General features: G+C 66.5%; 15 protein-coding genes. 3 read left to right on the plus strand and 12 right to left on the minus strand.

The genetic code is table 11. The annotated features are described in order from the left end of the window. Positions 1-42: 42 nt before the first annotated feature. The 5 genes from hmgA to ACT53N_RS18065 all read right to left on the minus strand — a co-directional run bounded on the left by hmgA (position 43) and on the right by ACT53N_RS18065 (position 4,531). Positions 43-1,332, minus strand: coding sequence for a homogentisate 1,2-dioxygenase (hmgA, locus tag ACT53N_RS18045; RefSeq protein WP_476065175.1), 1,290 nt, complete (start codon positions 1,330-1,332; stop codon positions 43-45). A 108-nt stretch (positions 1,333-1,440) separates the two neighbouring features. Beyond that, positions 1,441-1,689: a hypothetical protein gene (locus ACT53N_RS18050; protein WP_476065176.1), complete on the minus strand. Its 249-nt coding sequence runs from the start codon at positions 1,687-1,689 to the stop codon at positions 1,441-1,443. A 21-nt stretch (positions 1,690-1,710) separates the two neighbouring features. Beyond that, on the minus strand, positions 1,711-2,784 hold the full coding sequence (gene hppD / locus ACT53N_RS18055) for a 4-hydroxyphenylpyruvate dioxygenase (RefSeq protein ID WP_476065177.1): 1,074 nt from the start codon (positions 2,782-2,784) through the stop codon (positions 1,711-1,713). A 20-nt stretch (positions 2,785-2,804) separates the two neighbouring features. Further along, on the minus strand, positions 2,805-3,941 hold the full coding sequence (hisC, locus tag ACT53N_RS18060; protein ID WP_476065178.1) for a histidinol-phosphate transaminase: 1,137 nt from the start codon (positions 3,939-3,941) through the stop codon (positions 2,805-2,807). A gap of 119 nt (positions 3,942-4,060) precedes the next feature. Further along, positions 4,061-4,531, minus strand: coding sequence for an Lrp/AsnC family transcriptional regulator (locus ACT53N_RS18065; protein ID WP_012640520.1), 471 nt, complete (start codon positions 4,529-4,531; stop codon positions 4,061-4,063). A gap of 135 nt (positions 4,532-4,666) precedes the next feature. Between ACT53N_RS18065 and ACT53N_RS18070 the strand changes: the two genes are divergently transcribed. From ACT53N_RS18070 to ACT53N_RS18080, 3 genes are all read left to right on the plus strand, one after another. Next, positions 4,667-5,575, plus strand: a complete 909-nt coding sequence (locus tag ACT53N_RS18070) for an SPFH domain-containing protein (RefSeq protein WP_476065179.1) — start codon at positions 4,667-4,669, stop codon at positions 5,573-5,575. 77 nt (positions 5,576-5,652) lie between these two features. Then, a complete protein-coding gene (locus ACT53N_RS18075) occupies positions 5,653-5,943 on the plus strand; it encodes a DUF1905 domain-containing protein (RefSeq protein WP_476065180.1) in 291 nt (96 codons plus the stop codon). A gap of 137 nt (positions 5,944-6,080) precedes the next feature. Beyond that, complete coding sequence (locus tag ACT53N_RS18080; protein WP_476065181.1) at positions 6,081-7,010, plus strand: lysostaphin resistance A-like protein; 930 nt, start codon at positions 6,081-6,083, stop codon at positions 7,008-7,010. A 48-nt stretch (positions 7,011-7,058) separates the two neighbouring features. Here the strand turns inward: ACT53N_RS18080 and ACT53N_RS18085 are convergent, their stop codons facing one another. The 7 genes from ACT53N_RS18085 to ACT53N_RS18115 all read right to left on the minus strand — a co-directional run bounded on the left by ACT53N_RS18085 (position 7,059) and on the right by ACT53N_RS18115 (position 15,762). After that, entirely contained in the window at positions 7,059-8,912 is a 1,854-nt protein-coding gene (locus ACT53N_RS18085) for a M61 family metallopeptidase (protein WP_476065182.1), read from the minus strand. Positions 8,913-9,040: 128 nt separating this feature from the next. Further along, positions 9,041-10,567, minus strand: coding sequence for a cell division protein FtsZ (ftsZ, locus tag ACT53N_RS18090; RefSeq protein WP_476065183.1), 1,527 nt, complete (start codon positions 10,565-10,567; stop codon positions 9,041-9,043). Between the two features lie 34 nt (positions 10,568-10,601). After that, positions 10,602-10,667 (minus strand): hypothetical protein, encoded by a 66-nt coding sequence (locus tag ACT53N_RS18095; RefSeq protein ID WP_024265820.1) that lies wholly within the window; start codon positions 10,665-10,667, stop codon positions 10,602-10,604. A gap of 271 nt (positions 10,668-10,938) precedes the next feature. After that, positions 10,939-12,267 (minus strand): cell division protein FtsA, encoded by a 1,329-nt coding sequence (gene ftsA / locus ACT53N_RS18100; RefSeq protein WP_476065184.1) that lies wholly within the window; start codon positions 12,265-12,267, stop codon positions 10,939-10,941. Between the two features lie 30 nt (positions 12,268-12,297). Then, on the minus strand, positions 12,298-13,206 hold the full coding sequence (gene ftsQ, locus ACT53N_RS18105) for a cell division protein FtsQ (RefSeq protein WP_476065185.1): 909 nt from the start codon (positions 13,204-13,206) through the stop codon (positions 12,298-12,300). After that, positions 13,175-14,134 carry a D-alanine--D-alanine ligase gene (locus ACT53N_RS18110; protein ID WP_476065186.1) on the minus strand — a complete coding sequence of 320 codons (960 nt, stop codon included), beginning with the start codon at positions 14,132-14,134 and terminating at the stop codon, positions 13,175-13,177. The genes ftsQ and ACT53N_RS18110 overlap by 32 nt, the downstream gene beginning before the upstream one ends. A 224-nt stretch (positions 14,135-14,358) precedes the next feature. After that, on the minus strand, positions 14,359-15,762 hold the full coding sequence (locus tag ACT53N_RS18115) for a M28 family metallopeptidase (RefSeq protein ID WP_476065187.1): 1,404 nt from the start codon (positions 15,760-15,762) through the stop codon (positions 14,359-14,361). Positions 15,763-15,871 lie beyond the last annotated feature (109 nt).

Raw genomic sequence — 15,871 nt, forward strand, 5'->3', positions numbered from 1 at the left:
GCCCGCGCGCGTCCTTACGGGAGATCGCGAACAGAATTTGGATCAGGACAGGCGGGCCTTGGGGAAGCCAGCCCAGCAGGCGTCGTAATCGGACTGGAGCGCCGAAGACGCCATCGCCAGAGCCGTCGGGCGGAACACCCAGCGGCTCTCGAACATGAACGCCATGGTCCCGTCGATCTTATGCGGGGCCAGGACAGCCTCGGTCGCCTTCTTGTGGCTGGCGACGTCGGGACCGTGGTCGCTCATGCAGTTGTGCAAGCTGGCGCCGCCCGGAACAAAGCCGCCCTCCTTGGCGTCATAGGCGCCGTGGATCAGCCCCATGAACTCGCTCATCACGTTGCGGTGGAACCACGGCGGGCGGAACGTGTCCTCCGCGACCATCCAGCGCGGCGGGAAGATCACGAAGTCGCAGTTGGCCGTCCCCGGCGTGTCGCTGGGCGAGGTCAGGACCGTGAAGATCGACGGATCGGGGTGATCGTAGCTGACCGTGTTGATCGTGTTGAACCGCGAAAGGTCGTAGCGAAAGGGCGTCAGGTTGCCGTGCCAGGCCACCACGTCCAGCGGGCTGTGATCCCAGGTCGCGGCCCACAGCGCGCCCTGGAATTTCTGGATCACCTCGGTCGGCGCATCGACGTCCTCGAAGGCCGCCACCGGCGCTTCGAAGTCGCGTGGATTGGCCAGGCCGTTGGCGCCGATCGGGCCCAGCTCTGGCAGGCGGAAGGCTGCGCCATAGTTCTCGCAGACATAGCCGCGCGAGGGTCCCTCGACCTCGACCCGGAAGCGCACGCCGCGCGGGATCACCGCGATGTGGCCGGGGCCCGCCTTCAGCACGCCCATCTCGGTGACCAGGGTCAGCGCGCCCATCTGCGGCACGATCAGCATCTCGCCGTCGGCGTTGTAGAACACCCGGTGCTTCATCGAGACGTTGGCCAGATAGACGTGGGCGGCAATGCCCCCCAGAGTCGCGGCGTCGGCGTTGCCGGCGAGACTCACGAGACCATCGACAAAGTCGGTCGGCGCGGCCGGGATCTCCAGCGGGCTCCAGCGCAGGCGGTTCGGCGTGGCGGGACCCGGAAAGGCCGAAACCAGCGTGTCCTGCGCATAGGGCTGATAGGCCCCGTGGCCGGCGCTGGGCCGCAGGCGGTAGAGCCACGTGCGGCGGTTCTCATGACGCGGAGCAGTAAAGGCCGAGCCCGACAACTGCTCAGCATAGAGGCCGAACGGAACCTTCTGCGGCGAGTTGCGCCCGATCGGCAGTGCGCCGGGATGCGCCTCGGTTTCGAAATAGGAGCCGAAGCCGGTTTGGTACTTGAGCGCGTCAGTGCTGGTCACGTGCGTCCTCCCCTACCCCGACTTTCCCGGCGAATGCCGGGACCCAGATTCATCCGGGCGGTTCGTAGGCTTCACCTGGGCCCCGGCATTCGCCGGGGAGATCGGAAACTAAGTCGCCTTCGCCGCTTCAAACGCGATGAAGCGCTCGTAGAGAGCCTCCACCTTCGACACAGAGCTCGTTTGCCCAAAGAGCAAGGCGGGCTCCGGCTCGAACCGCACACTGAAGTAGACGAAGCACTCCTCGGTTAGGAAATCTTCCAAGAGATCAATTAGCTCGGCGTCCATGCTGGACAGCATCACACCGTGCTCAGTGTCACGAATATCTACCCGGCTCGTCATGGCGCGATCACACGCCATGACGCACTCCAGGTAAAGTCTCTACGCGTCGACCGTGATCACGCCGCGGCGGATCTGGTCCAGTTCGATGCTCTCGAACAGGGCCTGGAAGTTGCCGTTGCCGAAGCCTTCATTGCCCTTGCGCTGGATGATCTCGAAAAAGATCGGGCCAAACAGGTTCTCGGTGAAGATCTGCAGCAGAAGACCTTCCTCGCCGACATTGCCGTCGATCAGGATGCGGTTCTTGCGCAGACGCTCCAGGTCCTCGCCGTGGCCGGGGACGCGCTTGTCGACCAGCTCGTAATAGGTCTCGATGGTGTCCTGCAGCTTCACGCCGCGTGCGCGCAGCTTTTCGACGGTCTCGTAGATATTGTCCGTCGTCATCGCCAGGTGCTGGATGCCCTCGCCGTTGTACTGGCGGATGAACTCCTCGATCTGGCTCTTGTCGTCCTGGCTCTCGTTCAGCGGGATGCGGATGGCCTTGTCAGGCGCAATCATCGCTTGGCTGAACAGGCCCGTGGCCTGACCCTTGATGTCGAAGTACTTCTGCTCTTCGAAGCCGAAAATCTGGTTGTAGAAGGTCGACCAGGTGCGCATCTGGCCACGCTTGACGTTGTGGGTCAGGTGGTCGAGCAGATCGAGGCCGACATTGTTCTTGGCCTCGGCCAGAGCCGCGCCCGGAACCTGCTCCCAGGCGTCATAGATCGTGCCCGCATCGCCATAGCGGTCGACGAGATAGAGCAAGCTGCCGCCGATCCCTTCCAGCACCTTGGCGTCCGCGCCCAGCAGCGAGCGCGAAGCATCGGCGGCCTTGGCGCCGCGCTTGATCGCGTCGGCATAGGCCTGCTCGGCGTTCTCGACGCGGAAGGCCATGCCGTTGGCCGACGGCCCGTGGTCGGCGCGGAAGTCGGCGACCTGACCGGTCGTCTCCTCGTTGACGATCAGGTTCACGCGGCCTTGCTTGTAGCGGGTCGCGGCCTTGGTCGGGTGCTTGCTGGCGGCGACGAAGCCCAGTTGCTCGATCAGGGCCTTCATGGCCGCCGGATCAGGGCTGGTGAACTCGACGAACTCGAAGCCGTCGAGGCCCAGGGGGTTCTGGTCGGTGACGAGGGTCATGCAGGCGTCTCCGTGTGTTCTTAGAGCGAAAGGGCCGCCGGCAGGGCGGCGATCAAGGCGTCGTTGTCGGCCGGGCGGCCGATGGTGATCCGGACCCAGCCGCCGGCGACGGGCGTCGGCCGGATGATGAGGCCCTGGTGCAACAAATGCGCGGCGGTGGCGTCCGGGCCCGCCGGCGAGCGCAGGAACACGAAATTGGCGTGGCTTTCGGTGTGCTCGACGCCCATGTCGTCCAGCACCGCCTCGACCCGGCCGCGCTCGGCGATGGTCTGGGCGACCGTACGCTTAAGGTAGTCCTGGTCCTCCCAGGCGGCCAGGGCGGCGGCCTGGCTGACGGCGGTGACGTTGAACGGCGGGCGAATGCGGTCGAGATATTCGACCAGCTCGGGCGAAGACGCGACGCCATAGCCCATCCGCAGGCCGGCCAACCCATAGGCCTTCGAGAAAGTGCGCGCCGACACCCACGGACCGCCCCAGGCGTCCAGCAGGGCGAAGGTGTCGAAGGCCTCGTGGTACTCGCGATATGCCTCGTCGACGAACACGACGGTCGAGCGCGGGGTGGCGGCCAGGATCGCCTGGAAGTCCGCCGCCTTCAGGGCGTTGCCCGTCGGATTGTTGGGCGTGCACAGGACCAGCAGCTTGGGGCCTTGGGCGGCGGCGGCGCAGACGGCCGGCACGTCCATGTCGAAATTGGCCAGACGCGGCACGTCGATGATCCGCGCCTCGGCGCAGCGGCCGAAGATCTCGTAGGTCGGGAAGGTCGGGCTCGACAGCAGGATCGAGTCGCCCGGGTGAAGCACCGCGCGGAACACGTAGTCGATCAGCGCTTCCGACCCCGGCGAGATCACCAGACGGGCCGGCGAGACGCCCAGCCGTTCGCCGATCGCCGCGCGCAGGACGTCGCTGTGGGGGTCGGGATAGATGTGCGGCTCGGCCATCGCCGCCATCACCGCCTCGGCGACCTTGGGGCTGGGACCCAGCAGGTTCTCGTTGCTGGCCAGCTTGGAGAAGGCGGTCAGGCCCGTGCGGCGTGCGGCCTCGGCCAGGGTCATGCCGGCCTTGTAGCCTTGCACCCCCTCCAGCGCCTGGCGCATCGGCGAGGCCCAGGCGGGCGTCAGGGGCTTGCGATCGAGAACCAGCATGCAGCCGCGCTCCAACGAGATGAGGGCGGCAGCTTATCGCGAAAGCCGAGACAGAACGTGGCGATTATGACCACAAATTAGGCCATAACGGTCACGATATGCCAATGATCTGGATCAATTAGCGCAGTGAGTGATCAGGCGACATAATCAAGCGGCAGCGCCGTCTGATCCTTGATGGTGTCGAGCACGAACGAGGAGCGGACGTCCTTGACGGCCGGCATCTTCAGCAGGCGCTTCATGGTGAAGTCGGCATAGGCGTCGAGGCTGGGCACCACCACGCGCAGCAGATAGTCGTAGCCCCCCGTCATCGCGTAACAACCGACGACCTCCGGCTCGCGCAGAACCGCCTGCTGGAAGGCCTCGGCCGCCTCCTCGCTGTGCCGGTCGACCTGCACCTCGACATAGGCGAGCACATCCAGCTTGGCCTTGCGGCGATCCAGCAGCGCCACATAGCCGCGGATCAGACCCGAAGCCTCTAGTTGCTTGACCCGCCGCAGACACGGGCTGGGTGACAGCCCCACCCGTTCGGCCAGGTCAACGTTCGAGATCTTGCCGTCCTCCTGGAGGATCTGAAGAATCTTCCGATCGGCGCGCGTCAGCTTCATCGTGACCGGTTTCCGCATGAAATTGGCATTTCATGACAAGCTAGCCGATTTGGTGGCTGTGGGGGAGACGCCGCTTGCGCGCGGCCGCGCTTCCCGCTCTACCATCCTGAGTATTTTCAGCGCGAGGACCCCCGCATGCCCGAGAGCCCATTCGCCATCCCCCCAAGCAGCAGCAAGCCACCGTTCAAGTCGCCCTTCCAGAGCAAGGGCAAGCAAGCGGTCGCCATCAGCGTCGGCGTCGTTCTGCTGCTGCTGAGCTCCTGCGTCGTCGTCACCCAGAGCTCGACGGTCGAGCCGGGCAATGTTGGCGTGAAGATTCGCACCCTGGGCTCGTCCGCCGGCGTCGATCCCGAGCCCCTGCCCGCCCGCTGGTACCTGCGCGGCGTTGGCGAGCGGATCATCCAGTATCCGGTGATCCAGCGCACCTACGGCTACACCCGTGAAGCCGACGAGCGTGGCAACGAGAACGAGGAGATCACCTTCTCGGATAACACCGGCCTGCCGATGACGGCGGACATCTCGGTGACCCTGCAGGTGAACCCGGCCTCGGCGCCGAACCTCTACCAGACCTACCGCCTGTCGTTTGACCAGTTGCTGGACGGCCCGATCCGCAACGACGTGCGTTCGGCCGTCGCCGCCGAGGCTGAAAAGGTCGGGGTCGAGACGCTCTACAGCGGCGGCCGCCAGATGGTGATCCAGCGCGCCTACGCCCGGGTCGCCGGCAAGTGGGCGCGCCACGGCGTCAACATCAGTCAGCTCGACTGGATCGGCTCGATCCGCTACCCGCAGGCGATCATCCAGCAGATGCAGGCCAAAACCCAGCTGGAGCAGGAGGCCCTGGCCGCCAAGGCGCTGGAAGCCAAGGAAACCGCCCTAGCCAACGCCGCCGTCGCCAAGGCGCGCGGCGAGGCCGAAGCCATCCGCATCAAGGGCGAAGCCCTGCGCGCCAACCCGCAGGTGCTGCAGCAGTTGGCCATCGAAAAGTGGAACGGCGAGATGCCCAAGGTGACCAGCGGCGGCACGCCCTTCGTCAAGATCGACTAAACGGACGGCGGCGCGCCGGATGCTGACAGCCCCTGGCGCGCCGCCCTCCATCTTCCGCTGAGCTGCGGAAGGACGAGATGCGTTACGACTTCGAAGCCGAGATCTGGCGATCCAGCGGCGCCGGCGGATGGTTCTTCGTCACGCTGCCAATCGAGGTCGCTCAAGGCCTTCGCGCCCTCAGCGGCCAGCGCGTCGGCTTTGGATCCCTGCGGGTGCGCGCCGAGATCGCGGGCGTCAGCTGGGACACCTCTGTGTTTCCGGATACGCGATCTGGAAGCTTTCTTTTGCCCTTGAAGGCCGAGGTGCGCCGTCGCGCGAGCGTCACGGCCGGCGATCGGCCCCTCGTCCAGATCGACCTCGCCGCCTGAGCCACCTGGCCCGATGCTGCGCACAGGCGACGAACTTCATGAGCGATAATTAAGTTCCCAGCCGTCACGTTCTGCGTAACTAGCGCGATCAAGGCGCTAAACAGCAGCGCTGCGCATCACCTGAGCGGGGGCTCACCTTGAAGAACGTCGAACTCTACGGGCCCAAACAGCCCAAGCATCGCCGCACTTGGACTGCGGCGGCCATTCCGCTGATCATTGTCTTCTTCATCGTAGGCCAACTGGCCACGGTCTTCGGCGTTCTGAAGCCGATGGGCTTCCATCAGGCAGACCTCGAGAGCCAGTGGCCGCCGCTGGTGATCCAATTGCTGGGCTTTGGTTTCACCGCCCTGATCCTGCTGGCCTGGGTTTGGCTGTTCGAACGCCGCTCACCCAAGGTGCTTGGCTTCAATGGCGACTTTGCTCGGCGTTATGGCCGCGGCCTGCTGGTTGGGGCCGGCTTCCTGTTCGGTGTCGTCGGCCTGATCTGGGCGGCCGGCGGCTACCGCGTCGAAGGGTTTGGCGTGTGGGCCGCGCCCTCGCCCATCCTGTTCCTGCCCATCCTGGCGCTGTTCGCGGGCTTTGTGATCCAGGGAGGAACCGAAGAACTCCTGATGCGGGGCTGGCTGATGCAGCTGGTCGCCTCGCGCCACGGATTGATCGCCGCCATCGTCATCAACAGCGCCCTATTCGCCATCATGCATGGCGGCAATATCGCACCGTCGAAGGACCTGGCGCTGGCGTTGGTCAACCTGGTTCTGTTCGGCGTGATGATCAGCCTCTACGCGATCAAGGAAGGATCTCTGTGGGGCGTCTGCGCCTGGCACACGGCCTGGAACTGGCTGCTGGGCGTCGGCTTTGGCCTGGAGGTCAGCGGCGGCCGGATCGCGGTGCAGAGCCTCGTCGTCGACCTCGCCCCCAAGGAGGGCGCGCCCTGGTGGCTGACGGGCGGCGCGTTTGGACCGGAAGCCAGCGTGGCCACGACCATCGTCCTGCTTGCAGGCTGCGCCTACTTCGGCGTGACCGGCGCATTCCGGGCCGCCCGCGCCCGGTCAGCGGCGTTCAACTAAGCGATCTTGCCGGGCGGGTCGTCGCCGAACCCCGCCCGGCTTCTGCTTCTACTTCGAGGCTTCAGCCTCTGCGCCAAGCCAGGCCTTGCGGAACGTCAATTGGGCGTCGGTAGGCTTCAGATCGGCCTTCTCGAAGCGCACGATCTCAAGCGTCGGGTCGGCGGCGATCGTAAGCGGCGCCTCGCGGACCTGGCCGCGCTGAATGAACTTCACGCTCGTCGCGTCGCCGGGCTTCAGGCGATCCAGCGCATCGGTCCAGTCGCCCTCATTGGCGAACACGAAGCGGCCGATGCTGACGATCCGATCGCCGACCTCGACCCCGGCGCCGTAGAGCGGGCTGTTGGGCGCAGGCGGCGCGTCCAGCAGCAGCTCCGTCCCGCTAACCTTGACGCGCGAGGCGCCCAGCCAAGCCTTCTTCGGGGCCTTCTGGCGCAGCTTCAGCCCCGCCTGCTCCAGCAGAGGCGCGAAGTCCGGCAGGGCCGAACCTTCGATGCTGGCCTTGAAGAAAGCGTCGGCGAAGGCCTGATCGCCGGTCGTCTTGGCCAAGGCGGCGCGGATATCAGCGGGCGTGTAGGGCTTCTCAGTGACGCCGTGGGCGCGCCACATCTGCTTCATGAAGTCATCGAGGCTGAGCGGCTTATCGCGGCCGCGCATCTGCAGATCCAAGGCCAGGCCAATCACCGCGCCGTACGGATAGTACGAGGTGAAGATGTTCGGATTGACCGGGTCCAGAGCGGCGGCCGCGTCGACGAACGGCGCGCGCAGGCTCATCTCCTGGGGCGAGCCGTAGAGCCGGCCCGGACCGGTGACGACGCCGTTCAGCGTACTGGATAGACCGGAGAGGAACTCATCCGTCGTCGACTGCCCCGCCCGACGGATCAGCAGCGGGCCGTAGTATTGGGTGAAGCCCTCGGCCAGCCACAGCGACGGGGTCGGGTTGGCCTTGGTGAAGTCGAACGGCTCCAGTTCGGCCGGACGGATTCGCTCCACGTTCCAGGCGTGGAACAGCTCGTGGCTGGCCGTGCCCAGCTGGCTGAAATTGCCCCGGAACAGCGACCGCGGCTGGCTGATGAAGGTGGAGTTGCGATGCTCCATGCCGTCGCCCGTGATCTGCGGCATGTAGTCGGCGATGAAGGTGTATTCGCCGTAGTCGAACTTGGGCAGCTCGCCGAACACCTTGATGTGCTCGGGCACGATGGCCTTCAACTTCGCGGCGAAGATGTCGGCGTCCTCGGGCGTGCCGGGATCATGCAGGGCCAGACGGAAGGTGTAGTCGCGCCCCTGATCGGTCACCGTCCACTCGCGCACCGTCATGGCGCTGAGCTCGGTGGGGCTGTCCATGAAGTACTGCAGGTTCGGCGCCCAGAAGCTGTCGGGCTGGCCGGTCACCCGGGGCAGCTGGGTGGCGATCTTCCAACTGGGATCGGCCCGTTCGAAGCGAATGCGGATCGGCTTGTCGTCATAGCCCGCCGCCCACAGGAAGGTCGCCGGCATGTTGAGGTGGGCGTGGGTATTGTCGATCTGCGAGTAGGTGCCGTCGCCGCGATCGGCGTAGAGCGTGTAGGTGACCCTGACCGTGCCATCGTGGCCGGACACCGCCCAACCGTAGGGATCGGTGCGATCGACGGTCAGCGGCTTGCCCGCGCCGTCGACGGCGGTGACCTGATAGACGTTCTTGGCGAACTCATGGATCGCATAGCGCCCTGGCGAAGAGCGCGACATGCGCAGCTTCAGCGCTCCCTTGGGAACCTTGCGGAACGTCGCCGTGATCTTCGCTTCGCGATGCGCTGCGTTGGGGAAAGCGACGTCGTACTGGACGGGCGCTGCGGGACCAGGATCCTGGGCGGATGCGCTCGTCGCAACGAGGGCCAAGGCCGACAGGCCAAATAGAAGCTTCCGCATGAACTTAAATCCCCTTCGCGATCGCGGCGGGAACTGTGGCCAACCCCGGGGAGAGTCGCAAGGCGAGCGCCCAAAGCAAAACGCCCCGGGAGACATCCCGGGGCGTTTCGTCAGGTCTTGTCAGTCTTTCAGTTGGCCAGGCGACGCAGGAAAGACGGGATCTCGAGATCCTCGGCGTCATCGACCTGTGGCGTTTCGACCGGCTGCAGCTGCGGGCGGGCGCTCTGGGCCGAGCGAGCCTGCGGCTGCGGCGCGGAGGCCTGTTGCTCATAACGCTGGCGTCCGCCGCCGAACATCGAGAAGAAACCGCCCTGCTTCTGGGGACGACGCTCTTCGTAGTAGTTGCTCTCGGGGAATAGCGGTTCCTCAGCGCCGTCATCGACCAGCGGATCGACGATGCGGCTCACCGGCCGGGCCGGAGCCGCGGCGATACGCGGTTCTTCAGCTACAGTCGGCTCGTCGTAGTAAAGCTCGGCTTCCGGCTCTGGTTGCGGGGCCGACATCACGATCTCGGGCTCGGGCGCCGGCTCGGGCGCGAACGCCACGGGACGCTCGACCGGGCGAGCGGCTTCGTAGCGGGCCGTCGGACGGGCCGGCTCGGGCTGCGGCGCGGGACGCGAGGTCTCGGCGATCAGCGGCGCGGCGGAGGTGTTCCGCGAAACAGGCTTGGGCTCGATCTGGGCGATCGAGGCGCCGTCCATGCCAGTGGCGACCACCGACACGCGGATCACGCCTTCCAGCGACGGATCGAAGGCCGCGCCGAAGATGATGTTGGCTTCAGGATCGACCTGATCGGAGATCGCGTTGGCGGCCTCGTCGACCTCCAGGAGGGTCATGTCCATGCCGCCGGTCACGTTGACCAGCACGGCCTTGGCGCCTTTCAGCGAGACTTCGTCCAGCAGCGGATTGGCGATGGCGTTCTGCGCGGCCATCAGGGCGCGGTCTTCGCCGGTGCCCTCGCCGGTGCCCATCATCGCCTTGCCCATCTCGGTCATGACCGTGCGGACGTCGGCGAAGTCGAGGTTGATCAGGCCCGGCAGGACCATCAGATCAGTGATCGAGCGGACGCCCGAGTGCAGCACCTGGTCGGCCATGCCGAAGGCTTCGGCGAAGGTCGTGCGCTCATTGGCGACGCGGAATAGGTTCTGGTTCGGAATGACGATCAGGGTGTCGACGTAGCGCTGCAGCTCCTGAATGCCGCTGTCGGCCAGGCGCATGCGGTGACGGCCTTCGAAGTGGAAGGGCTTGGTCACGACGCCGACGGTCAGGATGCCGCGCTCTCGGGCGCACTTGGCGATGATCGGAGCCGCGCCGGTGCCGGTGCCGCCGCCCATGCCGGCGGTGATGAACACCATGTGCGCGCCGTCGAGGTGCTCGCCGATCTCCGGGAAGCTTTCCTCGGCCGCGCTCATGCCCACTTCGGGGTGCGCGCCAGCGCCCAGGCCTTGAGTGATCTGCACGCCCAACTGGATGCGACGGTCCGTCTTGGCGAACTGAAGCTGTTGAGCGTCAGTGTTGGCCACCACGAACTCCACACCCTCGAGGCCCGCCTCGATCATGTTGTTCACGGCGTTGCCGCCAGCGCCGCCCACGCCGAAAACCACGATGCGCGGCTTCAGCTCAGTCGTACGCGGCGCGGAAAGAGAAATAGCCATGGGACCCTCGCGTCCTTACGCCGAAATCGTCAAATTAGACCTCGGCGACACCCAATCGCCGGGGATGCCTCGACGATCGTGTTAACAGAACAACCACCATCGTTAATCGGCGGTTAACTGCATAATCTGAGTCGTGGTCTGGTCGAGCGGGGCCGTTGGATAAATTGTGGCCTATCAACAGAATCCCTCAATGAACCAAAGGTTCTACGGGGATTCACAGGCGCGTGCGACCGAACGCCGCTGAGGCTCGAAACCTCCGTCTACAGCGGCTTTCAGCCAGCAAAAGGCCCGGTCGATAAACTCGACCGGGCCCTGAAAGTTAAACTGTAGTGTTACTCACGCTTTAAGACTTCGCGCGGTTTTGTCGCGGCTTAAAGGTTGTCACGCAGCCAGGCGGCCGCCTTGGCCATCGGGCTGGCGTTGGGATCAATGGGGCGCTTACGCGCCATGCCCCCGCCGGCCAGAGCCTTGGACGACACCGCCTCGCGCGGGCCAAAGGCGGTGCGATGCAGCACGCCGGCGGCGGCGCAGAAGGCGGGGCCCGACGCGGCGTCGGCCAGATGCGGCACCCGGCGCGGGCGGCCCAGGCGAACGGGACGATCAAACACACGCACGGCCACTTCGCGAACACCGGCCAGTTGGCTGGCGCCGCCGGTCAGCACGATCCCCGCGCCGGGCTCGACCGGGGCGCCCGAGGCCTTCAGGCGCTCGCGCAGCAGTTCCAGGGTTTCTTCGACGCGCGGCTGGATGATGCCCTTGAGCAGGCTGCGGGGCGCGATCACCGGACCCGCGCCCGGATCGTCGCCGCGCGGCGGCGCTTCGATCATCTCGCGATCCTCGTTGGCCGAGGCGATGGCGCTGCCGTGCAGGGTCTTGATGCGCTCAGCGCCGACCACCGAGGTCTGCAGGCCGCGCGCGATGTCCTGGGTCACGTGCCCGCCGCCCACGGCCAGGCTGTCGACGTGGCAGAGAGCGCCGTTGTTGAACACGGCCACGGAGGTCGAACCGCCGCCCATGTCGATGCAGACGGCGCCCAGATCCATCTCGTCCTCTTCCAGGGCCGCCAGGGCCGAGGCGAACGGCGCGGCGACAATGCCTTCGAACGACAGGTGGGCGCGCTCGACGCAGTGGGCGAGCGTATGGAAGATGTTCTCGTTCACCGAGACGACCAGCAGCTCCAGACCCAGTGCGCGGCCGAACATGGCGCGCGGGTCGCGGATGCCGCGCTGGCCGTCGACCGACCAGGCGATCGGCAGGAGGTGGATCGGCTTGCGGCCCGGAATACGGACCTGGGCCAGGGCCGAGGCGATGGCGCGCGACAGGTCGCCGTCGCCGATCGGACGCGCGCCCAGCGAGACCTGGGTGTGGACGCGGTGGCTGGCGAGCTGGCCGCCCGCGGTGCAGACGCTGACGCCCTGCACGTGGACTCCGGCCACGGTCTCGGCGCGCTCCACGGCCTGGGCGATCGCTTGAGCGGCCTCGTCCAGATTGACGATCGCGCCGCCACGCACGCCGCGCGACTGCACATAGCCGACGCCCGCCGTGGTCAGGGTGCGGTTATCCCGGTGGATCCCGTCGGCCTTCATGATGAAGCACGTCACCTTCGACGCGCCCAGATCGACGGCCGCGATGGCGGGCTGGCGCACGAGCGTCGCCTTCAGGCCTTCACGGGCCTGTTTCCGATCCTCCATTCGCGACATTGCTATTGCCACCTCAGCCCATCACGTCACTTACGCCCCGTCGGCCGCAGGCTGCCCGGGCAGCACCGCGTCGCGGGGTCTCACAGCCACCATTTCGGGGTCGCGCAGATCGATCCGCGCAAAACCCATGTCCAGGATTCGCTGCCGTTGGTCGAGCTGATCCAATTGAATCAGCGCGGATTCTTCGTCGATCGCCGGTAGCTGGATCAGCGAGCCGTCCTTCAGCCGCAGATCCCAGCGACGGTCGTCCACCCGAACCATCGCTTCCAGGCGATCGCGCAGGCGCGGCCGCGAGGCGACCGCAGGCAGGATCAGGCCAGCGGCCTGGTCGGCGCCCTGCCCCACCACCAGCGGCAGTTGCGGGAACCGCGCCGGATCCGCCTCGGTGATGACCTGGCCCTCGCCGTCGATCACCTTCATGCGACCCTTGTTCTGCCAGACCGCGAGCGCAGGGCGCTCCTCGACGGCGATCAGGACGGTGTCAGGCAGCATGCGCACGACCTTGGCGTCCTTCACCCAGCCCACGCCCTGAACGCGCGTCCGAATGTCGGCGAGGTCCATCCCCAGGGTCGGTTGGTCGAGATAGAGGCCCGACGCCTTGAGGATATCAGCCTGCGCCGTCGCCGAGGCGCCGCGGATGTGAACCGTCTTCAGCTTGAAACCGGCGGAGGCGAAGCTGTTGTCGACGCCATGGACCATGGCCGCGCCGATACGCTCGGCGCGGTGGCCGGTCGCCAGCATCACCACAAGGCCAAGGCCCAAGGCCGCGCCCGCCACGGTCAGGGCCACCGTGGGCGACAGGCCCACGCCCCGCGCGGCGTGCAGCTTCGCAGCCGGCTGCGCCTTCCGGGGCGCCGGCTTGCCTTTGCTCGGACTTACGGGCGCTTCGGCCCGGGGTCGCCTAGGCTTAGGCGGTCCCCCCCGCACTACAGCGGGCATAAGCGTCCTCCACGATCCACAAAACTAACTGGTCAAACGGGATCCCGACGTGGTCGGCCTGCTCGGGAGCGAGCGAGGTCGGCGTCATGCCGGGCTGCGTGTTGACCTCTAGAAGGACCAGAAGGTCGTTAATGTCGTCATAACGGAAGTCCGACCGGGTTACCCCTCGGCAACCAAGAGCGGTATGGGCCAGCTCGGCCATCCGCATCGCGCGATCCCTTACAGCATTGGGGATTGGGGCCGGCAGAACGTGGATCGAGCCCCCTTCGGAGTACTTGGCCTCGTAGTCATAAAAACCTGTGGATGCACGGATATCGGTTACCGCGAGCGCCCTGGGACCATTTGACTCACCCAGAACGGCGACCGCCAGCTCCAGGCCTTGGATGTAGGGCTCGACCATCACCTCCTCGCCGAAGGTCCAGGCGGGCGAGGCCAGGTCTTCCGGCGGCCGGTTGGCGCCTTCGTGGACGATGAACACCCCGACCGACGAGCCTTCGGCGTTGGGCTTCACGACGTAGGGGGGCTGCAGCACATGGTCGCGCGCGACGTCGTGACGATTGAACAGGCCGCCGCCCGGCACCACCACGCCCGCTGCAGCCAACACCGCCTTGGCCTTGGCCTTATCCATCGCCAGAGCCGAGGCCAAGACGCCCGAGTGGGTGTAGGGCAGCTTGAGGGTTTCCAGCACGCCCTGGACGCAGCCGTCTTCGCCCCACTCGCCGTGCAGAGCGTTGAAAACGAGATCGGGCTTGGTCGCCGTCAGCACCTGGGCGACGTCGGGGCCGGGATCGATGCGCGAAACCTTGGCGCCCAGCCGCTCCAGAGCGTCGGCGCAGGCGGCGCCCGACACCAGGCTGACCTTGCGTTCCGACGAGGGGCCGCCAAGCAGGACGGCGATATGGCGGCCGGACAGGGGCTGCTGGGTCATTTGGCGGGAGACTCTTTGGAAAGGGCTGCGACGTTCAGCCACTCCTAGTCAGCCCGGACGCGCCTGCCAACCGCAAGACGCTGAACCAAGTCATGTCATCCCGGCCAAGCGCGAAGCGCGCAGCGCCGGGACCCAGGGGCCACCGCATTGCCGTTGCCCCCTGGGTCCCGGACAGCCTCTGCGAGGCTTCCGGGATGACACCGGTTTGGAACCTCGACCGACGCCTACTTCGCCGCCGGCGCCGCCGGCTTCAGCGCGCGGAAATCGACGTCGCTGTCGGCCACCAGATAGACCAGCGATGTCCAGGCTGCGACGTTCTGGGCCAGTTCGGCGGGGCGAACCTTGTCCAGCGTGTCGTCCATGGTGTGGTGGTAGTCGAAGTAGCGGCTGGCGTCCTGGTTCAGGTTGATGACCGGAACCCCGGCGCGCTCGATGCCGCTGACGTCGGCGCCGGCGCCGGCGGCGGGCGTGCGATCCACGTAGATCTTCAGCGGCGCCAGCACGCTGGCCGCAGCCTTGACTACAGGATGGTCCAGCGAACCCGCCGGAACCTGCAGGCTGTAAATGCGGTCCGCACCGCTATCGCTCTCGCCGGCCAGGACCATCTTGGAAAGCTCGTCCTTGTGGGCGGCCAGATAGGCCTCCGACGAACCACCGCTCTCTTCCGAACCCCACATGACCACGCGGACCGTGCGCTTGGGACGCTTGGGCAGGTCGCCGATCAGCTTGGCCGCGGCCGTGGTGATGGCGATGCCGGTGGCGTCGTCCAGCGCGCCGGTGCCGACGTCCCAGCTATCGAGGTGACCGCCGATGACGATGACCTCGTCCGGCTTTTCCGAGCCCTTGATATCGCCCGAGATGTTCCAGGCGACGTTGTTCGGATTGACGCTCGACTCCAGCTTCAGCTTGACCCGCATCGGGACTTTGCGCGCCGCCAGGCGCTCCAGCTGTTCTGCTTCGGGGACGCCGATCGCGGCGGCGGGAATGGTCGCCACGCCTTCCCCGCTGGCGGTGCCGCCGGTGTGCGGGACCGTCGAGTCGGAGGTCGAGATCGAGCGGATCAGCATGGCCACCGCGCCGCGCTTGGCGGCTTCCACCGGGCCGATACGACGCGAGATGCCCGCCGCGCCATACCCGGCGCCGTTCTGGGTGCGGACCATGGGCTGGGTGATCACCACGATCTTGCCCTTCAGAGCGCCTTCAGGCGCGACCATCATGTCGGCGAAGGTCTTGAACAACGCCACCTCGGCCTCGATGCCGCCGGCCGGCGTCGACACCGTGCGGCCCAGGCCCACCGCGCCTAGCTTCATGGCGTACGGCGCGACCAGCTCGGCGCTCTCCTCGCCCCGGCTCCACGACGGCTTGGCGAATTCCTCGACCTTGATGTTGGTGAAGCCCAGCGCCTTGAACTTGGCGACGCCCCAGTCTTTCGCCTTGGCCATGGCCGGCGAGCCAACGAGGCGCGGGCCGATATTGGTGGTCAGGTCCTCGGTGATGTCCCAGGCCAGATAGTCGCGCAGGGCCTTGTCCCGCAGCGCCTCAGCGGTCTTGAGATCCTGGGCGTGGGCGACGCCCGACATGAGGGCGATAGCGGCGGAAGCGATCAACAGACGACGGAACATGAGCAAAGATTCTCCCCAAAGGCGGGGGAGTCATAACACTCGTGCGCGTCGGGGGGAGTCAGCAATGGGGCGGGGGGAGATGAAGAGCCCGCGCGCTGCTCAAAATCCTCCGCCG

The organism is Caulobacter sp. DMC95, assembly GCF_056313785.1.